Below are 21,360 nucleotides of genomic sequence, written 5' to 3'. Positions count from 1 at the left end.
TGAACATCATGGCTGTCGGCGACGGCGCAGTTCCCGATAGGGTCGCCCATGTGCCTCCGGTACAGCCGCAGCCCATCCTTGCGCCGTTGACGCCCGCGGCCATCTTCCTCGTGGTCACCATCGACGACGGCGGCGAAGCGACCGTGCACGACGCGCTGCCGGATCTGTCCGGGCTGGTGCGCGCCATCGGCTTCCGCGATCCGACGAAACGCTTGTCGGTCGTCGCCTCGATCGGCTCCAACGCCTGGGACCGGTTGTTCGGCGGGCCTCCCTTGGCAAAAAAGCCCGCCGAACTGCATACCTTCATCGAGCTGACCGGCCCGCAGCACACCGCCCCGGCCACGCCCGGTGATCTGCTGTTTCACATTCGGGCCGAATCGATGGACGTGTGTTTCGAGTTGGCCGGGCGCATCCTCAAGTCGATGGCGGGTGCGGTCACCGTCGTCGACGAGGTCCACGGCTTTCGGTTCTTCGACAACCGCGACCTGCTCGGCTTCGTCGACGGCACCGAAAATCCGGATGGCCCAATCGCCGTCAGCGCCACCGCCATCGGCGACGAGGACCCCGACTTCGCCGGCTCGTGCTACGTCCACGTGCAGAAGTACGTGCACGACATGCCGTCGTGGGACTCGCTGTCGGTCACCGAGCAGGAGCACGTGATCGGTCGCACCAAGCTCGAAGACATCGAGCTCGACGATGACGTCAAGCCACCGAACTCGCACATCGCGCTGAACGTGATCGAAGACGACGACGGCACCGAACTGAAGATCGTGCGGCACAACATGCCGTTCGGTGAACTCGGCAAGGACGAGTACGGCACGTACTTCATCGGCTATTCGCGCACCCCCGAGGTCACCGAACGGATGCTGCGCAACATGTTCCTCGGGGATCCGCCGGGCAACACCGACCGCATCCTGGATTTCTCCACCGCGGTCACAGGCGGCCTATTCTTCTCCCCCACCGTGGATTTCCTCGACGACCCGCCACCGCTGCCCGCCACGCTGGCGACGGAACGACCCGTCACATCTTTACCTGACCCAGCCTCCAATGGCTCACTTTCGATCGGCAGCATGAAAGGACCCACCGGATGATCAACAACCTTTACCGCGACCTGGCACCGGTCACCGACGTCGCTTGGGCCGAAATCGAACTGGAGGCGACGCGCACGTTCAAACGGCATATCGCCGGGCGCCGGGTGGTCGACGTCAGCGAGCCCGGCGGGCCAGTCACCGCGGCGGTCAGCACCGGTCGGCTGATCGACGTCAAAGCGCCCACCGACGGTGTGGTCGCGCACCTTCGCGCCAGCAAACCCCTTGTCCGGCTGCGGGTTCCGTTCACGTTGTCTCGCTCCGAGATCGACGATGTGGAGCGTGGCGCCAACGACTCCGACTGGGACCCGGTCAAGGAAGCCGCCAAGAAGCTGGCGTTCGTCGAGGACCGCACCATCTTCGAGGGCTACGCCGCCGCGTCGATCGAGGGCATCCGCAGCGCCAGCTCCAACAAGCCGCTGACATTGCCCGAGGACCCTCGAGACATGCCGGATGCCATCTCGCAGGCGTTGACCGAACTGCGGCTCGCCGGTGTCGACGGCCCCTACTCGGTGCTGCTCTCCGCCGGCGTCTACACGAAGGTCAGCGAGACCACCGAACACGGATATCCGATCCGCGAGCACCTGAACCGGTTGGTTGACGGCGACATCATCTGGGCGCCGGCCATCGACGGCGCCTTCGTCTTGACCACTCGCGGTGGAGATTTCGACCTGCAACTGGGGACCGACGTCGCCATCGGCTACAGCAGTCACGACGCCGACACCGTGCAGCTATACCTGCAGGAGACCCTGACGTTCCTGTGCTACACCGCCGAGGCATCGGTCGCACTCGGCCCGTAATGGCGCGCCAGCAACGCTATCCGATCCGGGTGCTGACGATCGGGAACGCACCGGCCGGGCCCAACAGCCGCGGCGGGATGGCGACGGTGATGCGATTGCTGAGCGAAGACACGGACCAACGGTTTCTGGTCAACCTCGTGCCCACCTACATCGATGCCGCGCTGGGGGCGCGGCTGTGGACGGGAGTGACGGGCATTCTCAAGGCATCCACGCTCCTGCTTCTTGGCTCCGCCGACGTGCTGCACGCCCATTTTTCCTTGCGCGGCAGCGTCGTTCGCAAGGCCGTACCGTTGTTCATCGCTCGGCTGCGCGGCGTCCCGACCATTGTCCACTGCCACAGCTCGCACTTTTTCACCTGGCTCGACGAGCTGCCGCCGCTCCTGCGCCGCGCCGTGCGCGCGGCGCTGCACGCCGACTATTCGGTGGTGCTCGGTCAATCCCATCTCAGGGAGTCGTGTGTGCGCCTCGGATTCGACGAGTCCAACACCCGAGTCCTCTACAACCCCGTGGTGATGCCCGCGATCGCGCCGGCGCCGCGCCCCGGCCGGCCGCTACGGGTGGTGTCGCTGGGCAGGTTGGGCCCCAACAAGGGAAGCTACGACCTGGTTCGTGCGATCGGCATGCTGCCCAACGATATTCGGGCCGACCTGCGGGTCACGCTGGCCGGCGACGGCGAGGTAGACGAGGTGCGCGAGTTCGTCCGCACCAGCGCACTCGACGACACCGTGGACGTCGTCGGCTGGGTGGACCCGGTCGAGAGGGACCGGCTGCTGGCCGAGTCGGCGATCTTCGTGTTGCCCAGCTACAGCGAGGGCCTTCCAATGGCGGTGCTGGAGGCGATGGCCAACGGCCTGGTCCCGGTGACCACGGCGGTGGGCGCGATTCCGGAAGTGATTATCGACGGGGAAAACGGTGTGCTGGTCAGCCCTGGCGATCCACGCCAGTTGGCCGAGGCGCTGCAATCCCTGATCGCCGATGCCGCGTTGCGCGACCGCCTCGCCGCGGCCGCCCACGCGCGTGCCGGCGAGTTCGACATCGTCCGCTGGCGCGAGGCGCTGCACGACTTGTGGCTCGCCGCCGCGACACGGTGACGCCGGCCGCTCAGCCGGCGGCGGCCATCCCTCGGCCGACGCCCCGGCGCGGCAGCCCGCCGGAAACCATGAGCCGGAAGTAGTCGAACGACGAATCACTGCCCACCGCCAACCGCGGCAAGGCCAGCGGGTCGCAGCGACGGTCGGCGAATCCCGGTGTGGTCGACAACGCAAAGCGGACGCCGCGGCGGCGCAGCACGTCTTTGGCGCGGTCGTCGAAATCCCGTGGCCGGCCGTTGGGGTAAGCGAAAATTGTTGGCGCCCGGCCCGTCTCACGCTCCAACACCGCACAGGAATCCGTGATCTCCCGCTCGAGCTTGTCGTCGCCGCAGCGGGCGAGAATCGGGTGGGTCACCGAGTGCGGATACAGGGCCACCAGGCCGTCGCCGGCCATCTCCCGCGCTTCGTGCCACGAAAGCATCCGGAAGGGACCCCCATCCCCGCTGTTGCGGTAGCCCAGCGCGTCGAGAATCTCGTCCAGCACCGTCATCCGCTGCACGTCGGGCAGGTCTTTCAACCGTTCGACTGCGGCAGCGTAAACCTTGCCGCGGTTGGTGGCGTCGGCGAGCGAACGAGCGCCCAGACCCAGCGCCGCCAGATCGACCTCGCTCGCGGTGGTGCGGGCGACCGCCAGCCAAAGCCGGTCGGGCCACAGGGTTTCGTCGCCGCCCATCGGGCCGGTCGCCAGAAACACCGCCGCGGGCAACTTCAACTCGCGCAGCACCGGGACCGCGTGGGTGGCGAGGTTGCGGGTGCCGTCGTCGAACGTGATCGCCATGGCGCGCGGCGGCAGCGTCCCCGCCGCCAGACGATCGAGCGCCTCCTCGAGCGGGAGGACGTTGAAGTGCTCGCGGAGGTATTCCAGTCGACGGCGGTACTGCGCCGCGCCGAGCACATGCCAGCAGGACGGCGACAGCGGTTCGTCTTCGACGCCGTGGAACATCACGACGCCAAGCGCGTCGCGGTGTCGCCGCCGCGTTAGCGCCGGGAGCCCCGCGGCGCACAGCAGCCCGGCCGCGATGTTCTTGAGTCTCGCCATTAACTGTCGAACTCTAGGCTTTCGTGGCTAAAGGTCGAGGACGAGGTCGCTTTCTGGAGCCGCCGAGCAAATGAGGACCCTTCCCTGTCCCGGCGGCTCCAACGGCGCCTGGACGTATGTTGTCGTCCCGGCGACCACTGGTGTCTCACACACATGGCAGACGCCGCTTCGGCACGAGAATCGGCTTGGCACATCGCAGGCCTCGGCCAAGTCCAGGATATTGGCGTAGTCGGCGGACCAGTTGACGGTGAGCCCGCTGCGCGAGAAGGTGATCGACGGTCCGGTGCCTGGCGGTCCCGCGGGCGGGTGCGGCGGTTTGCGCTCGGCCCCCGCAACGATGCCGGGGTTGATCGGCGGTAGCGCACCGAACAACTCGCTGTGCATGCGTGCCGGATCGAGCCCGGCTGCGGTGAGGGCGTCGCGCGTGTCCGACATGAATTGTGTTGGACCACAGAGATATACCGCAGCATCGGTCGGCAGCCCTAGCGATGCGATGGTCGCCGCATCCGGACGTCCCTGCGTCTGCGTGTAGAACACCAACTGGCGGGCGTGCGGCAACGACTTGACGAGGGTCGTGACTTCCGTTGCAAAGGCCAGGGTTTCGTGGCTGCGGGTGGTGTGCAGCCACCAGACGTCGCGGCTACTGCGGGCAGCCGACAGGGTATGCAACATCGCCAATACCGGCGTGATGCCGATTCCCGCCGAAATCAGGACCACCGGATTGCTTTCCTCGGTCAGATAGAAGTCGCCGCGCGGCGCGGCGGCCTCGACGACGGACCCGGGCTGGACGTGGGCGTGCAGCCAGCGGCTCACCACGCCGTGATCTTCGCGCTTGACACTGATGCGGTAGTCCCCGGTGCTGGGGTCCCCCGAGAGGGAGTAGCTGCGCATCGGCGTCGGCTTGGCGGCGCCCGGGACTCGCACGGTCAGGTACTGGCCGGGAAGCGGTCGGGGCAGCGAACCGCCGTCGTCGGCTTGCAGACGGATCGACATGACCTGCGGGCTTTCCCGGGTTATCGCGCTGACCCGAAGCGGGCGAAAGCCGTCCCATCCCGGCTCGATTCCGACCGGGGGTGCGGTCTCGGTCGCTAGGCCCTCACGAAGCATGTCGCGGAATGACTGCTGCCAGCCGGGGCTGAGCGCCGGAACGTCAACTACCTTGTGCAGCTGTTCGATGTTGCGGTTCGGCAGATACAACAACGCGTCGACGTCGGCAACGCTGAGTTCGTGGCGGCCGCGCCGGACCCGCACGATGTCGTCACCGGCACGGACATGGCCCTCGGTGATGACGCGGAAGTAGAATCCCGGGCGATGCTGCGACACAAGCAGATTGGGCATCTCCGGATCGTTGAGGCGCAGTCCGACCCGAAAGCACGTGACACGCGGCTGGGTGACCTCGAACTCCGCCTCACCGATTTGGTAGCGGTCACCGATGCAGACTTCGTCGTCGGATAGTCCGGTAATGGTGAAATTTTCTCCGAAATGACCGGGCGCCAGGTCTTCGCGATTCAGGTAGGTCTTCCAGAATTCGTAGGACTCCGTTTGGTACACCATGACGGCGCGTTGCTCGCCGCCGTGGCCGGCCAAGTCGCCCTGCCCGTCGCCGTCGATGTTGGTGCGGCGAACCATGACGGGGCCTTCGACCGGGGTTTTCCATATCCCGGTGTACACGGTCTTGTCCCGCCATTGCACGTTCTTGGGCATGCCCACGTTGACCGAGACAAGCTTGCCCACCACGTCTCCTCGTGCTCACGCCGGCGAAGCTATTGGGATAGCTGACCCACAATATTCCCCGCCCGCCGAGCGGTCAACGCCTTCGGGGCCTATTGCGGCCCGCTGATTTTGATGCATACTGGGATGCACATCCCAAAACTGCAAAGGCCCGAACGACAGCGCCGCGGTCGTGGCGCTGGAAGCCTCGAAACCCGTGGTGCAGGAGGTATCCCATGCCGGCAGTTCATCATCGTTACACCACCGTCGACGGCCGTCGGCTGTTCTTTCGCGAAGCCGGCGACGCTGGCGCGCCGGTGCTGGTCCTGTTGCACGGATTTCCGACCAGCTCCTACATGTATCGGCACCTGATTCCGGCGCTCGCCGACCGCTATCGCGTGATCGCCCCGGACCACCTGGGCTTTGGGCTCTCGGACGCGCCCGGCGTCGAGGAGTTCGATTACACCTTCGATGCGCTCACCGACCTGACCGCGGGCCTGTTGCAGAGCTTGGGCATCGATCGGTACGCGATGTACGTGCAGGACTATGGCGCCCCCATCGGCTGGCGACTGGCGCTTCGCGAGCCGTCCGCCATCACCGCGATCATCACCCAAAATGGCAACGCGTACGACGCCGGGTTCGTCGAGAGCTTCTGGAAGGTCGTGCAGGCCTACCAACATCAACCGACGGCCGAGACCGAGGCACCAGTACGGCAATTCCTCACCTTGGAGGCCACGCGGTGGCAATACCTCACCGGCGTCGCCGACGAGACGCTGGTCGACCCGGAGTCCTGGTATCACGACTACGCGCTGATATCCCGGCCCGGCAACGACCTGGTGCAGCTAAAACTGCTGCGAGACTATGCCACCAACGTGCCGCTATACCCTCGCGTGCACGAATATTTCCGGGCGAGCCGCGTGCCGCTGTTGGCCGTGTGGGGTCGCGGTGACGAAATCTTCGGCCCGGCCGGCGCCGAGGCGTTCGCCGATGACCTTCCCGACGCCGAAATCCATTTGCTCGACGGCGGCCATTTCTTGCTCGAGTCGGCACTAGACGACGTCGCCGAGCTGATCCGCAACTTCCTCACCAAGCACCTGTCCAACTGACGAGGCGCGCCGACGGCGCACCCCAGCAATGGGCTGGATATCCCATAATTGGAGGCACTCGCAGGTTAGCCTGACGCCATGGCCCATCCCGATGTTCAGGACGGACAACGGTTGACCGCCAAGGGGCGTGCCACCCGCGACAGGATCGTGCAGGCCGCCGCCGAGCTAATCGTCACCCAGGGACTGTCGGCCTCGAACATGGAGAACGTGCGCAGGGCCGCGTCGGTCAGTGGTTCCCAGCTTGCTCACTATTTCGCCGACAAAAGCGCGCTGATTCGCGCGGTCGTCAGGCGCCAGATCGGCGTGGTTCTGGACTTCCATCGCCAGCCCAAGCTCGGCGACCTCGACTCGTTCGACGACTTCGAACGGTGGATCGATCTCAACATGCGTTACCTACGCCGCATCGGAACCGCCGGTGGCACACCGACTTACCACGCCCTGGCCGCGCAGCTGGCGAAGTCCGACGACGCTACTCGCGCCACGTTGGCCGCGGGGTACTGGCAGTGGGTCGAGTTGCTCGAAGCGGCCATCCAGCGAATGAAAGATCGCCGGGTTCTCGGCCCGAGCGCCGATCCTCGGCAGTTGGCCTTGGTCATCGTCGGCGCTCACCAGGGCGGCGGCACTTTGGCGTTTACCTATCGAGCGGAGTGGCCGCACGCCGATGCGACGCGGTTCGCCGTCAACTATCTGCGGATGTTCGCCACCGATCCCGTCGAAAGAGCCCCACGTCCCCCGCGGCGTCCCCGGGGTCGGCGCCGCACGACATAGGCCGGCTCACCGATGCCGCGGCACGCCGAAAACCCGGACTGCACACCGAGATTCACCCGCAAGGGACTGGCGACCCGGACCCGCATCGTCGGCGTCGCCGCCGGGCTCATGTTCGAGCGGGGCGTTGCCAACACCAGCATCGACGAGGTGCGAAACGCCGCAGGGGTCGGCGGGTCGCAGATCTCGCACTATTTCCGTGACAAACGCGATTTGACCCGCCAAGTCATCGCCGCGCGACGCGACGATGTGATGGCTTTTCACACCCGAGCTCAGCTCGGCGCGCTCGACAGTTTCGAGGCGTTGCAGGCGTGGGCCGACGGATGTGTGGCCGACATCGACACCGTCTACCGCCGGGGCGGGTGCGTCTACGGCTCGCTGGCCGGCGAGCTCATCGACGCCGACGACGAAATTCGCGACGACCTCGCGGACGGGTACGACGCGTGGCTTGAGCTATTCCAGACGGGCCTGACGGCGATGCGGCGCCGTGGCGATCTGCGCTCCGAGGCCGACCCGCGACACCTGGCCGTGTCGCTGGTCGTCGCGCACCAGGGTGGTGCCATGCTCACCCATGCCACCGGTGACGCGGAACCACTGCGGGCGACCGTCAATGCGGCCGTGGACTACGTGCGGTCCTTCGCGGCTACCGCCGGCCCTCGTAAGAGGCGATCGACCACGGCGCGGCGCAGACGCAAATCGTGAGCGGCCGCGCCACGCTCGCCGTCCGATGTCAGCGTCCTTCGCCCGCAGCGCTTTTCGGTGTGGGAATGTCCGGTCGTAGGTAGCCGATGAGACATAGGGCAATCAGGGCCATACCCGCCACCGGCCATCTCAGTGCGATCACCGCCGCCGCGGTGAAGACACCGATCGTAATGACCGATCTCATTCGCAGCATCCGCCGCATGAGGTCGGATACGTCCTCGTGGGCAGGCCGATCGACGGCCTCCCAACACAGTGCGACGTAGGTGACGTTCACGAGGACGAAGACGCCCGCATACAGTGCCACGGGCGCGGCGGCCAGCCTGCTATCGGCGATCCATTCGGTGGTAAACGGGATCAGCGACACCGAGAAAAGATGCGCGAAGTTCGACCACACCAGTCGTGGGGTCGCGGTCTCCGCGTAGTTGAACAGGTGATGGTGATTGACCCAAACGATCGCGATGAAGAGATAGCTGACCACATAGCTCAGACCCGTGGGCCAAAGCGGCAACAGGGCACTGAAGCTGTGGGCGGACGGTGGCTTGAGTTCGAGGACCAGGATGGTGATGAGCACCGCGAATACGCCGTCGGAAAACTGCCTGACCCTTTCGGGGGTGGTTTGTCGCACTGCCACAGTTTCCTCCCGCCTCATTCGGGCCCACTGCCGCATCCATTATGTTGGCCGGCCCAGGAGGGCGGGGTACCGGCGTGGGGCAACGGCGGCGAACGGCCTAGACAAATCTGGGTGATTCCGCCCATAATATTGGGTTAAGCGACCCATTAAGTCGGCGCCGACGGTGGTAATCTAACTGCCGCACTGCGGCTCTCGCGACCCAATATCCGAAGCCCGACTAACGATTTGGAAATGAGACAGGGTGATGGCCCCACTGCCCACGGCGCCCACGGTAGTGCGCGAACAGCCTGGCGGGGACGCCATGCGCGCGATCATCCTGAACGGCTTCGGCGGCCTCGACAGCCTGGTCTACACGGACATCCCCAAGCCGCTGCCCAAGGACGGCGAGGTCGTGATCAAGGTGCAAGGGTTCGGTGTCAACCACGCCGAGATGCACATGCGACGAGGGGAATGGGCGGAAGCCGCGGAGGTCAGCGGCATCGAATGCGTTGGCACGGTCGATTCGTGTCCGGGAGGGGAGTTTCCGGTCGGCGCTAAGGTGGCGGCGCTGATGGGCGGCCTGGGGCGAACCATCAACGGCAGCTATGCCGAATACACCCGAGTGCGCGCGGCCAACGTCGCGCTCATCGAATCCGATCTGCCCTGGTCCGATTTGGCGGCGCTGCCTGAAACCTACGCCACGGCTTGGACGTGTCTGTTCCGCAACCTCAGCCTCGCGGCCGGACAGACCCTCGTACTGCGCGGCGCCACGTCATCGTTCGGCCAGGCCGCGCTCAAGATGGCGGTCGCCGCCGGGGCGCGTGTCATCGCGACGACGCGCAGCTCCAAGCGCATTTCCGTGCTGCAGAATTTGGGCGCCGCGCGCGTCGAATTGGAGCGATCCGACCTGGCGGGCCACATCGCCGAATCAAAGCAGATCGACGCCGTCCTCGACCTGGTGGGCAACAGCACCATCCTCGACTCCCTCGACATGTTGCGCCGCGGCGGCTCGGCGTGTCTGGCGGGATGGTTGGGCGGACTTGACCCCATCGGGGACTTCAACCCGCTGCTCCGCATGCCCAGCGGGGTGAACATGAACTTCTTCGGCAGCTTTGTGTTCGGGACTCCCGGCTTCCCGCTTTCTGACGTGCCGCTGCAAGACATCGCACGGCAGGTGGCCGACGGAAGGCTCGAGGCAAAGCCGGCGCGCGTCTTCTCTTTCGATCAAATTCATGAAGCGCATCGAGTCATGGAGGCGGGGGAAGCCGGCGGAAAGATGGTCGTTGTCATGAACTGACGCCGGCCGCCGCTGGTGGGAAATTCGCAACAGGGAGGACTGGACGATGGGTTTGGCATGGCAACAAGGCCCGCTGGCCACGAGTTCGATCGGACACTTCCTCATCGACCAGCCGTTGCCGCCGCGCCTGCTGTATGCGGAGCCGTTGCGCCGCCGCATGCGGGTGCGCTTCGCTGACAAGTGGGTCGCCGACAGCGAGGACGTCGTCCTGCTTCACGAGCCGGGGCGTTACCCGGTGGCTTATTTCCCGCACGGCGATGTCGAACCGGACATCCTCGTCGACGAGGACCGGGTCACTCAACACCACGACCTCGGCGACACGAAGTGGTTCACCGTCAAGGTTGCGCAGCGAGAGGCCAACCATGCCGCCTGGCAACACACCGGCTTGCCGCAACACGCGGCCGTGCTGGACGGGCGGCTGGCCTTCGCCTGGCGCGCCATGGACGCCTTCTACGAAGAGGACGAACGCATCGTCGGGCACGCCGCCGATGCCTATCACCGCATCGACATCCGCTCTACCTCACGGCATCTCGTTGTGCAGGATGGCGAGCAGGTGATCGCCGACACGAAGAACCCACTGGCGCTGTATGAATCGGGCTTTGCACCCCGGTGGTATGTCCCGCGCGAGGACATCGACGAAGCCGCCCTCAAACTCATTGATATACAGACGTTTTGCCCCTACAAGGGGATCTGTTCCTACTACGACATCGGCGGCCACAAGCGCGCCGCATGGTCCTACATCAACGCCTGGCCCGAAGTGGGGCGGGTAACCAATCTGGTGTCCTTCGAGCCCGACAAGATCGACGTGTATCTCGATGACAAACAGCTGCAGCTCGAGCCCGGCCAAACCGTCATTCCCCATGGTGTCGACCGAGGCCTCGACACCGACGAGGTGCTCGGTAAGACACCCACCGGAGGCAGGCGATGAAAGCGCTGCTCGAGGTCGTCGTCCTGCCGGTGTCGGATCCCGATCGCTCGTTGCGTTTCTACCGAGACCAGGTCGGCTTCAACCTCGATGTCGACTACGCACCCGCACCCAGTTTCCGGGTCGTCCAGCTGACGCCCCAGGGATCTCACACCTCCATCCAGTTCGGTGCCGGCCTGACCGACGCGCCTCCGGGCTCGGTGCACGGTCTGTATCTGGTGGTCTCCGACATCGAGAGCTGCTGCTCGGAACTAGCCGATCGCGGGGTGACCGTCAGCGACATCCGCCACAAGAACACCGACGGCGGCTGGCGAGGCGGATTCCTCCCCGGCGTTGATCCCGAACGCGCCGATTACGCCAGCTTTGCCGATTTCCGCGACCCCGACGGCAATGGGTGGGTGGTCCAAGAACGCAACCATCAGCCGGCATGAACCCAGAGCACCCGCCGTCCGTCCTCGTATTCGACGTGAACGAGACGCTGGTCGATATCGATTCCCTAGCACCGGTTTTCACGGACTTGTTCGGCGACGCGCGGGTGCTCCGCGAATGGTTTGGACAGCTCGTCATGTACTCGATGGCCGCGACGTTGGCGGAGAACTACGTGAACTTCGCCTCCCTCGCCCAGGGGGTGCTGCGCATGCTGGGTGACATTTACGAGGTGGATGTCACCGACGACGATCTGCTCCGCCTGAAGTCGGGCCTGCTCTCGATGCCGCCGCACCCAGATGCGGCCGAGGGCCTTGCCGGGTTGCGCGACAATGGTTTTCGACTGGTCACCCTGACTAATTCACCGCCCAACCCGGACGGACCGACTGCGCTGCAGAATTCGGGACTGGCTGGGTTCTTCGAACGACAGTTGAGCGTGGACGCCCGCCGCGCCTTCAAGCCGTCTCCGGTTGTGTATCGGTACGTGTGCGAAACGCTCGGGGTCGCTCCCACGGATTGCATGATGGTGGCCGCCCACGTGTGGGATACCCTCGGCGCGCAAAACGTCGGTTTCAGCGGCGCCCTCATTGCGCGCCCGGGCAACCCACCGCTGCCGGTTGACGGCCTGCCGCAGCCAGACCTGGTGGTCCGCGACATGCGCGAGCTCGCCGAGCGACTCACTACGAGGCCGCACTGAGCCCGGCTGCCGCGGCATGCCCGAGAGGCAGAATGGTGCGATGGCAACCTCGGATGGATTTCATCCCGACTTCGACGAGACGACGTCACCCGCACGCAACCGGGTACACCACATCAGGGCCTCGGACATCAGCTCCGACACCGCACAGTCGGAGGGATTAAGGCGCTTCGCGGCGCTCTCCGGAAAGTCGGTCGGTGCGGAGAAGCTGTGGATGGGTGAGACACACGCGCTGCCCGAAGCCGTCTCGTCCAACCACCATCACGGCGAATCGGAGACCGCGATCTACGTGAGAAGCGGCAACCCGGAGTTCGTGTTTCACGACGGTGTCCAGGAGGTGCGCATCTCGGCCGCGCCCGGCGACTACGTCTTCATTCCGCCATACCTGCCGCACCGGGAAGAGAACCCCGATCCGAACACGACGGCGGAAGTCGTGATTGCGCGCAGCACGCAGGAGGCGATCGTCATCAACCTACCCGCGCTGTATCCGCTCGAAGGCGCTCAGTAGACGGCGATTTCGATGAGGTTCCCGTCGACGTCACGGCAGTAGTGCGACGTCATCGCACCCAATGCGCCTACCTTGGTCACCGGTCCCGAGATCACTTCGACTCCGCACCGCGCGAGGTGGGCCCGGATCTCGTCGGGCGCGGAACGGGTGACGAAGCACAAGTCCGCGGAACCGGCCGCTTCGACGGATCCGGTCACCCAGTCGGGGTCGTCGGCCAAGGCGCCAACCGGTCGCAGGTTGATCTTCTGCTCTCCGAAGCACAGGGCGGTTCTGTTGGACGGACCGAACGTCTCTCGCCTCATGCCGAGCACCCGCTCATACCACGATGCGGTGGCCTCGATGTCGCGGCAATTCAACACGATGTGGTCGAACCGTTGCACCGCTAGTCCCACGGTCAACCCTCCTGATCGGTAAAGCCGCGTCGAATTCGACGCTAGCGCGCGGCCTGCCTCGGCCTTGACCGCTGGGTACGCTTGATGCTAAGCAAGTGCTCAGCAACCCAGGTAGCCGCGGTGGAGGAGGAGACGATGGCGACTGCGCAGCTGGTCTTCGACCCGTTCTCGGAGGAGTTCTTCACCGACCCGTACCCGACCTACCGGCGGATGCGCGAGGAGGCGCCCGTCTACTACAGCGAGGAGCACGACTTCTACGCGCTGACCCGCCACAAGGATGTCGCCGCCGCGTTCAAGGACTTCGAAACGTATTCGTCGGCGCGCGGGATCGAGCTGTCCATGATCAAGAAAGGCGGGGTCCCGGCGGAGAACAAGTCGATGATCTTCATGGATCCGCCGGAACATCGGCGGATGCGCAGCCTGGTCAACAAGGTATTTACGCCACGCGCGATCACCGCGCTGAAAGACACGGTCACCGAGCTGATCGAGTACCACCTCGGGCAGGTCGACGGCAAGCAATTCGATGTGGTCGCCGACTTCTCAGCGCTTTTCCCCGTCGAAGTGATCAGCACTGTGCTCGGGGTGCCCGCCGAACACCGCCAACAGATCCGGCACTGGGTCGACGCGTCATTGCACCGCGAGCCGGGCCAGACCGAGATGAACGAAAGCAATTGGGAGGCGGTCACTTCGGTCGGGGCGTTCTACTACAACTTGATTCAGGAACGACGCAAGCAACCGCAGGACGACATGATCAGCGGCCTGATCGCCGCCGAGGTGGAACGCGACGACGGCGGCACCACGAAGCTGGATGATATCGAAATCACCGGTTTTGCAACGCTTCTGGGAGCCGCGGGTGCCGAAACGGTCACCAAGCTGGTCGGGAACGCGATCGTGCAGTTCGCTCGCAACCCCGACCAGTGGCAGAAACTGCTCGACGATCGCTCGAAGGTTCCAGCCGCGGTCGAGGAGGTGTTGCGATTCGAGGCGCCGGCACAGTACAACGTCCGCTGTTCGCTCAAAGACGTTCACCTGCATGGGGTGACGATTCCGGCGGGCAAGCCCGTATTCCTGCTGGGCGGCTCAGCCAATCGCGATCCTGAGGCCTTCAGCGACGCCGACAAATTCGACATCGAACGTGACCGCGGCGAGGCGCAGAACCTCGGTTTCGGCTATGGCGTGCACAGTTGTCTGGGTGCCGCGCTGGCCCGTCTGGAGAGCGCGGTTGCGCTGGAGAAACTGTTGGACCTAATGCCCCGCTACGAGGTGATCTGGGAGGGCTGCAAACGAGTGAGCATGACCAACGTCGCGGGCTGGTCCAACGTTCCGGTGCGAGTTCTGCCCTGACCGGGCCCGCCCGCTCAGCAAATTCTCAACTGATTCTTCGGTCACGCCTCGCTCGGCTCAAGGATCCGCATAGCCACCGTCCTCAGCATGGACTGCATGACGAGTGAGCCGCTCTGCGCAAACCTGATCGAACGCTATCTGCGCACGCGCGGCAGCCGCTATTTCCGAGGCGCGCACGATGGCGAATACTTCTACGTCGCCAACACCCGTCCGCGCCGGCTCCATGTGCACCTCGAGATCGCGCCCGGGCATCACGATGTGTTGCTCATCCGGGTTGCTCCCGCATGCTTCTTCCCCGCTTCCGACCGCCCCTGGCTGACGCATCGCGCCGACACGTGGAATCGACAGGATCGCGATGTCACCGCGATCGTGCACCGCTCGTCCGATCCACAGCGGATCGGTGTCGTCGCACGCCGTTCGCACTGGATCCGGGGCAGCGTGGCCTTCGAGGATTTCGCGACCTTCGTCGATCATGCCATCGCTGCGGCGATCGAATTCTTCGGTGAGTTGAGTCCGATCGTCGAGCGGCCGTCGATGGCCGAGCCGCTGGTGTTGGACGCCAGCTGAACTGGCCCACTAGTTCGTTGCGCCGCGCCTCTTCCCGTCGGGCCATGGCTCGCCGAACTCGGCCCGGAATGCTCCCCACGGGTCGGCGTAGCGGCCGGGCGAATTCCGGTACGCCGCCCGGCGTTTCAACAACTGACGTGCGACCGGCGAGATAACCCGCAGTGGGTAGCGCTTCCACCCGGCGGCGGCGCGCATCTCGGCGAGCATGTCCGGCCAGGGGTGGCGCTGGAATTTCAAGGCTCCCTGAGATCGGGTGGTGTCCATCCAGTCGGTGACGTACCAGTCCTCGTCACTCTCAGGGTCCCCGGGGCGCCCGGGTGGCAAGGCATTGACCAGTCCCCGGGTGGCGGCCAATGCCTTTCCGACGTCGCCCTGTCGGAGCAGGTGGGACTCGTCGCCTCCGATGAGCAGAATCTCACCGACAACATCGGCCGTGGTGGCGGTCGCGAACGCGAGCGCCACATCACGGACGTCGACGGTGTGAATGCGTCCGTCGGTCGGCAGCGCGCTTTCCAAGTACGGTGCATCCATGTTCAGCGGCATGGCGTCGAGATCGACGCTCATCACGCCGGCGAGACGAAGGATCACCCACTCCAGACCCGAGTCCTGGACCAGGCGCTCGGCCTCGGCCTTGTGCGCTCCGTACACATCCGACGGCGCGACCGGGGTGTCAGCGCGGACCAGCTCCGGATGACGGTGCGGGTTGCGCGAGCCGTGCACGGCGTTGCTCGACGCCTGGATGAACCGCACCGGGCGGGGGCTGGACGCTGCGGCACGCAACAGCGCCGCGGTCGCGTCGACATTGACGCGACGAGCCAGCTCGTGATGACGGTAGATGGAGGGCGGGATCACCGCGGCGAGGTGGATGATCACCGTTGGCGCAGCCTCGGTGACCAGACGGGCGACCTCGTCCGGGTCGGTCAGGTCTGCCCAGCTCGCCTCGGCGCCCGAGGGTAGCGATCCCGCGGCTTTGCGCTGAGCGGGAGTTCCGAGGTCCGTAGCCACCACATCATGGCCGACGGCAACTAGCCGGCGCACAGTCTGCGAGCCGACGAGCCCGAATCCCCCTGTGACAAGAACCTTTTCGGTCATTTTCTCCCGTGCGCACCAGGGCCAGCAAACGGATATGACATTCTCCAAAATCGAGAGTAGCATATGTCGGAACCGCGCTGAGGTTTGGGACCGCCATCGCGCTGGCAATAGCAAATAGCACACGACCGGCGGAACTTGAGGGCGAACCATGAAGGGCAGCAACGGCGCGGCGGCGGACAACCGCGAGACCGCCAAGTGGGATCCGGCCTTCACCGAGCAGGTCTCCAACGCCATCGGTCCGTGGATCAAGCGGTGGTATCGCGCCGAGGTGCGAAACATCGACAACGTCCCGTCGACCGGCGGCGCGCTCGTCGTGTCGAATCACTCCGGCGGCATGTTCACTCCCGACGTGTTGATCTTCTCGCCGGCCTTCTACGAGAGGTTCGGCTACGACCGCCCCGTCTACACCCTGGGCCATTACGGGCTGTTCATGGGTCCGCTGGACGGGTGGCTGCGCCGCCTCGGGGTCATCGAGGCGAGCCGCGAAAACGCGGCCGCCGCTTTGCATTCGGGTGCGGTGGTGCTGGTCTTCCCGGGCGGCGACTACGACTCCTACCGGTCCACCTTCAGCGCGAACACCATCGACTTCGACGGTCGCACCGGCTACGTCAGGACGGCGATCGAAGCCGGGGTGCCGATCGTGCCCACCGTGTCCATCGGCGCCCAGGAGACGCAGTTGTTCCTGACCCGCGGCAACTGGCTGGCGCGCACGCTGCGACTGACGAAGGCCCGGATCAACATATTGCCGATCAGCGTCGGTTTCCCGTTCGGCCTGAGCGTGATCTTCCCGCCCAATCTGCCGCTGCCGGCCAAGATCGTGACGGAGGTCCTCGAGCCGATCGACATCGCCGACCGCTTCGGCGACGATCCCGACATCGACGAGGTCGACGCGCATGTGCGAGCCGTGATGGAGGCCGCGCTCAAGCGTCTGGCCGACGAGCGCCGGTTCCCCATTCTGGGCTGACGCGTCGGCGGGGCGAGGTGGCGTGTGAAGAGGCTCAACGGCATGGACGCCATGCTGCTGTACAGCGAGACGCCGAATCTGCACACGCACACGCTGAAAGTCGCGGTCCTCGACCCCTCCAGCTGCGACTCTGACTTCGGCTTCGAGGCGTTCCGGCACCACGTGCGCCGACGGCTGCATCTGCTAGAACCGTTGCGCTACAAGCTCGTCGACATTCCCTGGCGACTGCATCACCCGATGTGGCTGGAGAACTGCGAGGTCGACCTGGACTACCACCTGCGGCGGGTGCGGGTGCCCGCGCCGGGCGGCCGCCGGGAGCTCGACGGCGTCATCGGCGAGGTGGCCTCCACGCCGCTGGATCGCGGCCGCCCACTGTGGGAGTTTCATTTCGCCGAGGGCCTGACCGGCGGCCGATTCGCGCTGATCGGCAAGATCCACCACGCGCTGGCCGACGGCGTCGCCTCCGTCAACCTGCTGGCGCGCGCGATGGATCTCGAGGACGGGCCGACCGACGAGCGGGACGACGACGAATTCTGCGTCACCCCGTCGACATCCGACCTGCTGCGCGCCGCCGGACGCGACCACGCGCGGCAGGCCGCCAAGCTGCCGGGCCTGGTCAAAGACGCGGCCGTGGGGTTGTCACGGGTCCGCCGCCGGTCCCGGCAGCGCGGAAAACACCCCGACCTGGCCGACCCGTTCGACGCACCGCCGACCTTCCTCAACCACGTCGTGTCACCGCGGCGGCAATTCGCCAGTGCGACGCTGCCGCTGCCCGACGTCAAGGCGACCGCCAAGGCGTTGGGCATCACGATGAACGACATGGTGCTGGCGACCGCGGCCGGGGGCCTTCGGAAGCTGTTGTTGACCTACGACGGAGCGGCCGACCGGCCCATCATCGCGTCGGTGCCCACCGCCACCGACAAGTCCGACCGGATCACGGGCAACGAGATCAGCGGCCTGATGGTTTCACTGCCCGTGCACATCGCCGACGCGGCCGAACGGGCGCGGCTGGTCGCGCTGGCGACCCGAATCGCCAAGGAAGACCACGAAATTCTGGGCCCCCGACTCTACGAGCGGATGATGACCTACCTGCCGACCGCGCTGGCCCCGGCCGCGTTTCGCTGGCTGGCGCAGCGGGAGGCGCCGAACAAGGTGATGAACGTCGCGGTGTCCAGCGTCGTGGGCCCGCGCGAGCGTGGCCACTTCGGCGGCGCCACGGTCAGCGAGATCTACTCGACCGGCGTGCTGTCGCCGGGCGCGCCGGTCAACATCACCGTGTGGAGCTACGTCGACCAGCTCGGCATTGCGGTGCTCACCGACGACCGGACGTTCAACGACCCGCACGAAGCGACCGACGCGCTCACCGCGGCCTTCCGCGAATTACGTTGCGCGGCTGGGATTTCCCGCTAAGCGGCGAGCACGGCGTCCAGCGCCGAATAAAACAGGCCCAGGCCATCGTCGGACGGTCCCGTCAGCGCCTCGATGGCGTGCTCGGGATGCGGCATCAGGCCGACGACGCGGCCGTTGGCCGAGCTGATGCCGGCGATGTCATGCAGCGAGCCGTTGGGGTTGTCGTGGTAGCGAAACACCACCCGGCCCTCACCCTCCAGCTCGTCGAGCACGGCCGCGGGTGCGACGTAACGGCCCTCGCCGGACTTCAGCGGCACCAGCAGATCGGCGTCGGGCTCGAAGCGCGACGTCCACGCCGTCGCGGTCGACGCCACCCGCAGCCACACGTCGCGGCAGACGAAGTGCAGACCCGCGTTGCGGGTGAGCGCGCCGGGCAGCAGCCCGGCCTCGCAGAGGACCTGAAAACCGTTGCAGATTCCCAACACCGGCATACCGCGCCGTGCGGCATCGACCACTTCCGCCATCACCGGGGCGAATCTGGCGATGGCGCCGGCCCGCAGGTAGTCGCCGTAGGAAAATCCGCCCGGGACCACCACGGCGTCGACTCCCTTGAGGTCGGCGTCGGCATGCCACAGGCCGACCGCCTCGGCGCCGACACGGCGCGCGGCCCGCGCCGCGTCCACGTCGTCGAGTGTCCCGGGAAAGGTGATGACGCCGATTCGTGCCGTCACAGCGCTTCCCGGCTTATCGTCCAGTCCTCGATCACGGTGTTCGCCAACAGTGATTCCGCGATTTCGGCGAGCACCGCGTCATCGATGGAGTCGTCGACTTCGAGCTCAAACCTCTTGCCCTGGCGGACATTTGAGACGCCGCCGTGGCCGAGCCGGCCCAGCGCGCCGACAATCGCCTGACCCTGCGGGTCGAGAATCTCCGCTTTGGGCATCACATGCACGACCACCCGAGCCACCGGCGCTCCTCCTCAGATCTTGCTCGGCGCTAACTCTACCGGCGAGGAGTGCCGCAAGCGGGTCACGGGCACGAAGCGATGTACGCCTCGCACAGGGGCGCGGTCATGGCGTCCAGCACCGGATCGTCTGCCATCGAGGGCCAGGGTACCTCCGGCGGTCCCGATGACCACAGCGTGAGCTCGGTGATCGTGCTGCTCGCGACGTGTGCGACCAGGTAGGTGTGCATGATCACTGGCCCGCTGATGACCGCGGCCATCCGGTTCGGCTGGTCGGTGGTGATCGATGGCGACTCCTGCGGCGCCGCCTGCTGGCAGCCCCGCAGGGCGGCGACGGCATTGCTGAACACCCCGGCCGCGGCCGAACCGCCGCGCGCCGTGTCACCGCGCCAGTGCAGGACCTGCGCCTGCAACTGCCACTGCCCGTCCGGGTGCACGACAGTCGCCCGGGCCGCCACCGCCGAATCGCGCGGGTCCTGCGGTGCCGCCGGCGCCGCGCACAGGGTCTCGAAGCGGAAGCGCGGCCCGGCCCCGGTCGCCGGTGTTGCCAGTCCGGCCAGCGCGGGCCAGTTGTACACCGAATTGAGCGGAGTGGCGCGCTGCGGGATCCACGCACTGTCCGGGATCTGGTCGCACACCGTCGGGCACGTCTGGGGCTCGGCGTGTGCCGGTACCACGACGACAAGGGCCACCGCGAGGCCACCGGCCACCAGCATCGTCGCCAGGATCACCCGCATCGGTATCACCCCCGTCAGGGCACAATCGTAAACATGCTACTGACGCATTTCGGTCATTCCTGCTTACTTGCCGAGTTCGATCAAACCCGCGTGCTGTTCGATCCCGGCAGTTTCGCGCACGGTTTCGAGGGCATCACCGGGCTGGCCGCCATCCTGATCACCCACCAGCATCCCGACCACGTCGATATCGCCCGGCTGCCGTCGCTGCTCGAGGGCAACCCGGACGCCGCGCTGTATGCCGATCCGCAGACCACCGCCCAGCTCGGCGAGCCGTGCCAAGCGGTGCACGTCGGCGACGAGCTGCGAATCGGTGAGCTGACCGTCCGGGCCGTCGGTGGCCGCCACGCGGTGATCCACCCGGAAATCCCTGTGGTAGAGAACATTTCGTATCTGGTCGGCGACGCGGACCATCCCGCACGGTTCATGCATCCCGGCGACGCGCTGGTCGTGCCCGACGAGCCGGTGGACGTTCTGGCAGCTCCTGCGGCCGCGCCCTGGATGAAGATCTCCGAGGCCGTCGAATACCTGCGTGCGGTGGCGCCGGCCCGCGCGGTGCCCATTCACCAGGGGATCATCGCCCCGGACGCGAGGGGCATCTACTACGGCCGACTCACCGAGATGACCGACACGGACTTTCAGGTGCTGCCCGAAGAAAGCGGGGTCACCTTCTAACCGCGAGCAGACGCAACTAGGTGATGTCGTCGGCGGCGCCGCGGCCGGCGGCCCGGCCGGAGAATATGCAGCCGCCTAGAAACGTGCCCTCGAGGGCCCGGTAGCCGTGCACGCCGCCACCCCCGAACCCGGCCACCTCGCCAGCCGCGTACAGCCCGGGCAGCGGCGCGCCGTCGGCCTTGAGCACCCGCGCGGCCAGGTCAGTCTCGATGCCGCCCAGTGTCTTTCGAGTCAGGATGTGCAGTTTGACCGCGATCAGCGGCCCGGCCTTCGGATCGGTCAACCGGTGCGGCGCCACCACTCGCCCCAGCCGGTCGCCCAGGTAGCCACGCGCGGCGCGGATCGCGGTGATCTGGCCGTCTTTGCTGAATCTATTGGCCACCTCGCGATCGCGGGCGGTCACCTCGGCTTCCACCGTCGCGTAGTCGAGCGGGACCACGTCGGGCAGCTTGTTCATCCCGGTCACCAACTCGCGCAACGAGTTTGCGCTGACGAAGTCCACGCCTCGGTCGACGAA

General features: G+C 66.1%; 25 protein-coding genes. 16 read left to right on the top strand and 9 right to left on the bottom strand.

The features are described from left to right. The first annotated feature begins 8 nt into the window (after positions 1–8). Genes A5736_RS16420 through A5736_RS16410 form a run of 3 tightly spaced genes read left to right on the top strand, consistent with a single transcriptional unit; the run spans position 9 to position 2,979 of the window. Entirely contained in the window at positions 9–1,091 is a 1,083-nt protein-coding gene (locus tag A5736_RS16420) for a Dyp-type peroxidase (RefSeq protein ID WP_175611305.1), read from the top strand. Next, positions 1,091–1,888, top strand: coding sequence for a family 1 encapsulin nanocompartment shell protein (locus A5736_RS16415; protein WP_076122761.1), 798 nt, complete (start codon positions 1,091–1,093; stop codon positions 1,886–1,888). The genes A5736_RS16420 and A5736_RS16415 overlap by 1 nt, the downstream gene beginning before the upstream one ends. Continuing rightward, positions 1,888–2,979, top strand: coding sequence for a glycosyltransferase family 4 protein (locus A5736_RS16410; RefSeq protein WP_076247381.1), 1,092 nt, complete (start codon positions 1,888–1,890; stop codon positions 2,977–2,979). The genes A5736_RS16415 and A5736_RS16410 overlap by 1 nt, the downstream gene beginning before the upstream one ends. 10 nt (positions 2,980–2,989) lie before the next feature. On the opposite strand, the gene A5736_RS16405 is transcribed toward A5736_RS16410, so the two are convergent. Beyond that, on the bottom strand, positions 2,990–4,018 hold the full coding sequence (locus A5736_RS16405) for a polysaccharide deacetylase family protein (RefSeq protein ID WP_076247380.1): 1,029 nt from the start codon (positions 4,016–4,018) through the stop codon (positions 2,990–2,992). 27 nt (positions 4,019–4,045) lie between these two features. Continuing rightward, positions 4,046–5,752, bottom strand: coding sequence for an MOSC and FAD-binding oxidoreductase domain-containing protein (locus A5736_RS16400; RefSeq protein ID WP_076247412.1), 1,707 nt, complete (start codon positions 5,750–5,752; stop codon positions 4,046–4,048). Positions 5,753–5,964: 212 nt separating this feature from the next. Between A5736_RS16400 and A5736_RS16395 the strand changes: the two genes are divergently transcribed. The 3 genes from A5736_RS16395 to A5736_RS26850 all read left to right on the top strand — a co-directional run bounded on the left by A5736_RS16395 (position 5,965) and on the right by A5736_RS26850 (position 8,301). Next, positions 5,965–6,834 carry an alpha/beta fold hydrolase gene (locus A5736_RS16395; RefSeq protein WP_076247378.1) on the top strand — a complete coding sequence of 290 codons (870 nt, stop codon included), beginning with the start codon at positions 5,965–5,967 and terminating at the stop codon, positions 6,832–6,834. A 78-nt stretch (positions 6,835–6,912) separates the two neighbouring features. Continuing rightward, entirely contained in the window at positions 6,913–7,602 is a 690-nt protein-coding gene (locus tag A5736_RS26855; RefSeq protein ID WP_254848389.1) for a TetR/AcrR family transcriptional regulator, read from the top strand. A 12-nt stretch (positions 7,603–7,614) separates the two neighbouring features. Further along, positions 7,615–8,301 (top strand): TetR/AcrR family transcriptional regulator, encoded by a 687-nt coding sequence (locus tag A5736_RS26850; protein WP_254848388.1) that lies wholly within the window; start codon positions 7,615–7,617, stop codon positions 8,299–8,301. Between the two features lie 28 nt (positions 8,302–8,329). On the opposite strand, the gene A5736_RS16385 is transcribed toward A5736_RS26850, so the two are convergent. Further along, the gene (locus tag A5736_RS16385) at positions 8,330–8,932 is read right to left on the bottom strand and encodes a TMEM175 family protein (RefSeq protein ID WP_076247376.1); all 603 of its coding nucleotides are present in this window, start codon (positions 8,930–8,932) and stop codon (positions 8,330–8,332) included. 244 nt (positions 8,933–9,176) lie between these two features. On the opposite strand from A5736_RS16385, the gene A5736_RS16380 reads away from it, so the two are divergent. The 5 genes from A5736_RS16380 to A5736_RS16360 are packed head-to-tail and all read left to right on the top strand — an operon-like array spanning position 9,177 to position 12,761. Further along, on the top strand, positions 9,177–10,208 hold the full coding sequence (locus tag A5736_RS16380) for a zinc-binding alcohol dehydrogenase family protein (RefSeq protein ID WP_076247375.1): 1,032 nt from the start codon (positions 9,177–9,179) through the stop codon (positions 10,206–10,208). A 46-nt stretch (positions 10,209–10,254) separates the two neighbouring features. Further along, entirely contained in the window at positions 10,255–11,136 is an 882-nt protein-coding gene (locus A5736_RS16375; RefSeq protein ID WP_076122646.1) for a DUF427 domain-containing protein, read from the top strand. Continuing rightward, positions 11,133–11,564 carry a VOC family protein gene (locus tag A5736_RS16370; protein ID WP_076247373.1) on the top strand — a complete coding sequence of 144 codons (432 nt, stop codon included), beginning with the start codon at positions 11,133–11,135 and terminating at the stop codon, positions 11,562–11,564. Before A5736_RS16375 ends, A5736_RS16370 begins: the two co-directional genes overlap by 4 nt. Continuing rightward, on the top strand, positions 11,561–12,256 hold the full coding sequence (locus tag A5736_RS16365) for a haloacid dehalogenase type II (RefSeq protein WP_076122648.1): 696 nt from the start codon (positions 11,561–11,563) through the stop codon (positions 12,254–12,256). The genes A5736_RS16370 and A5736_RS16365 overlap by 4 nt, the downstream gene beginning before the upstream one ends. A gap of 40 nt (positions 12,257–12,296) precedes the next feature. Continuing rightward, positions 12,297–12,761 carry a cupin domain-containing protein gene (locus tag A5736_RS16360; RefSeq protein WP_076122649.1) on the top strand — a complete coding sequence of 155 codons (465 nt, stop codon included), beginning with the start codon at positions 12,297–12,299 and terminating at the stop codon, positions 12,759–12,761. Here the strand turns inward: A5736_RS16360 and A5736_RS16355 are convergent. Further along, positions 12,755–13,153, bottom strand: coding sequence for a VOC family protein (locus A5736_RS16355; RefSeq protein WP_076122650.1), 399 nt, complete (start codon positions 13,151–13,153; stop codon positions 12,755–12,757). The two genes, A5736_RS16360 and A5736_RS16355, sit on opposite strands and share 7 nt — an antisense overlap. A gap of 135 nt (positions 13,154–13,288) precedes the next feature. On the opposite strand from A5736_RS16355, the gene A5736_RS16350 reads away from it, so the two are divergent. Both A5736_RS16350 and A5736_RS16345 read left to right on the top strand, forming a co-directional pair. Next, positions 13,289–14,497 carry a cytochrome P450 gene (locus tag A5736_RS16350; protein WP_076247410.1) on the top strand — a complete coding sequence of 403 codons (1,209 nt, stop codon included), beginning with the start codon at positions 13,289–13,291 and terminating at the stop codon, positions 14,495–14,497. A 96-nt stretch (positions 14,498–14,593) separates the two neighbouring features. Beyond that, positions 14,594–15,064 (top strand): YbjN domain-containing protein, encoded by a 471-nt coding sequence (locus A5736_RS16345; protein ID WP_076247409.1) that lies wholly within the window; start codon positions 14,594–14,596, stop codon positions 15,062–15,064. A gap of 9 nt (positions 15,065–15,073) precedes the next feature. Here the strand turns inward: A5736_RS16345 and A5736_RS16340 are convergent, their stop codons facing one another. After that, positions 15,074–16,156, bottom strand: coding sequence for an NAD(P)-dependent oxidoreductase (locus A5736_RS16340; RefSeq protein WP_076122652.1), 1,083 nt, complete (start codon positions 16,154–16,156; stop codon positions 15,074–15,076). A gap of 148 nt (positions 16,157–16,304) precedes the next feature. Here A5736_RS16340 and A5736_RS16335 point away from each other — a divergent pair, with 148 nt between their 5' ends. Beyond that, entirely contained in the window at positions 16,305–17,120 is an 816-nt protein-coding gene (locus A5736_RS16335) for a lysophospholipid acyltransferase family protein (protein WP_076122653.1), read from the top strand. A gap of 24 nt (positions 17,121–17,144) precedes the next feature. Next, positions 17,145–18,530, top strand: coding sequence for a wax ester/triacylglycerol synthase family O-acyltransferase (locus A5736_RS16330; RefSeq protein WP_175611303.1), 1,386 nt, complete (start codon positions 17,145–17,147; stop codon positions 18,528–18,530). Here the strand turns inward: A5736_RS16330 and purQ are convergent. The 3 genes from purQ to A5736_RS16315 all read right to left on the bottom strand — a co-directional run bounded on the left by purQ (position 18,527) and on the right by A5736_RS16315 (position 20,171). After that, positions 18,527–19,201, bottom strand: a complete 675-nt coding sequence (gene purQ / locus A5736_RS16325) for a phosphoribosylformylglycinamidine synthase subunit PurQ (RefSeq protein ID WP_076122655.1) — start codon at positions 19,199–19,201, stop codon at positions 18,527–18,529. The genes A5736_RS16330 and purQ overlap by 4 nt on opposite strands. Beyond that, on the bottom strand, positions 19,198–19,437 hold the full coding sequence (gene purS / locus A5736_RS16320; RefSeq protein ID WP_076122656.1) for a phosphoribosylformylglycinamidine synthase subunit PurS: 240 nt from the start codon (positions 19,435–19,437) through the stop codon (positions 19,198–19,200). The genes purQ and purS overlap by 4 nt, the downstream gene beginning before the upstream one ends. 62 nt (positions 19,438–19,499) lie before the next feature. Next, complete coding sequence (locus A5736_RS16315) at positions 19,500–20,171, bottom strand: ATPase (protein ID WP_076122657.1); 672 nt, start codon at positions 20,169–20,171, stop codon at positions 19,500–19,502. Between the two features lie 33 nt (positions 20,172–20,204). On the opposite strand from A5736_RS16315, the gene A5736_RS16310 reads away from it, so the two are divergent. Beyond that, a complete protein-coding gene (locus A5736_RS16310; RefSeq protein WP_076122658.1) occupies positions 20,205–20,843 on the top strand; it encodes an MBL fold metallo-hydrolase in 639 nt (212 codons plus the stop codon). A gap of 16 nt (positions 20,844–20,859) precedes the next feature. Here A5736_RS16310 and A5736_RS16305 read toward each other — a convergent pair. Next, positions 20,860–21,360: FAD-binding protein (locus A5736_RS16305; RefSeq protein ID WP_139333361.1), on the bottom strand; the 501-nt coding region annotated here is incomplete at its 5' end.

This window comes from Mycobacterium sp. SP-6446, assembly GCF_001954045.1.
GTDB lineage: Bacteria > Actinomycetota > Actinomycetes > Mycobacteriales > Mycobacteriaceae > Mycobacterium.
The sequence above is the reverse complement of the archived record's forward strand: the minus strand, read 5'-3'. Positions and strand labels throughout refer to the sequence as shown.

Excerpts from the sequence above, each read along its gene's own strand:
- A5736_RS16420 (WP_175611305.1), top strand. The coding sequence starts at position 9 with ATGGCTGTCGGCGACGGCGCAGTTCCCGATAGGGTCGCCCATGTGCCT.
- A5736_RS16410 (WP_076247381.1), top strand. The coding sequence starts at position 1,888 with ATGGCGCGCCAGCAACGCTATCCGATCCGGGTGCTGACGATCGGGAAC.
- A5736_RS16405 (WP_076247380.1), bottom strand. The coding sequence starts at position 4,018 with ATGGCGAGACTCAAGAACATCGCGGCCGGGCTGCTGTGCGCCGCGGGG.
- A5736_RS16395 (WP_076247378.1), top strand. The coding sequence starts at position 5,965 with ATGCCGGCAGTTCATCATCGTTACACCACCGTCGACGGCCGTCGGCTG.
- A5736_RS26855 (WP_254848389.1), top strand. The coding sequence starts at position 6,913 with ATGGCCCATCCCGATGTTCAGGACGGACAACGGTTGACCGCCAAGGGG.
- A5736_RS26850 (WP_254848388.1), top strand. The coding sequence starts at position 7,615 with ATGCCGCGGCACGCCGAAAACCCGGACTGCACACCGAGATTCACCCGC.
- A5736_RS16380 (WP_076247375.1), top strand. The coding sequence starts at position 9,177 with ATGGCCCCACTGCCCACGGCGCCCACGGTAGTGCGCGAACAGCCTGGC.
- A5736_RS16375 (WP_076122646.1), top strand. The coding sequence starts at position 10,255 with ATGGGTTTGGCATGGCAACAAGGCCCGCTGGCCACGAGTTCGATCGGA.
- A5736_RS16370 (WP_076247373.1), top strand. The coding sequence starts at position 11,133 with ATGAAAGCGCTGCTCGAGGTCGTCGTCCTGCCGGTGTCGGATCCCGAT.
- A5736_RS16365 (WP_076122648.1), top strand. The coding sequence starts at position 11,561 with ATGAACCCAGAGCACCCGCCGTCCGTCCTCGTATTCGACGTGAACGAG.
- A5736_RS16360 (WP_076122649.1), top strand. The coding sequence starts at position 12,297 with ATGGCAACCTCGGATGGATTTCATCCCGACTTCGACGAGACGACGTCA.
- A5736_RS16350 (WP_076247410.1), top strand. The coding sequence starts at position 13,289 with ATGGCGACTGCGCAGCTGGTCTTCGACCCGTTCTCGGAGGAGTTCTTC.
- A5736_RS16345 (WP_076247409.1), top strand. The coding sequence starts at position 14,594 with ATGACGAGTGAGCCGCTCTGCGCAAACCTGATCGAACGCTATCTGCGC.
- A5736_RS16340 (WP_076122652.1), bottom strand. The coding sequence starts at position 16,156 with ATGACCGAAAAGGTTCTTGTCACAGGGGGATTCGGGCTCGTCGGCTCG.
- A5736_RS16335 (WP_076122653.1), top strand. The coding sequence starts at position 16,305 with ATGAAGGGCAGCAACGGCGCGGCGGCGGACAACCGCGAGACCGCCAAG.
- A5736_RS16315 (WP_076122657.1), bottom strand. The coding sequence starts at position 20,171 with ATGCGGGTGATCCTGGCGACGATGCTGGTGGCCGGTGGCCTCGCGGTG.
- A5736_RS16310 (WP_076122658.1), top strand. The coding sequence starts at position 20,205 with ATGCTACTGACGCATTTCGGTCATTCCTGCTTACTTGCCGAGTTCGAT.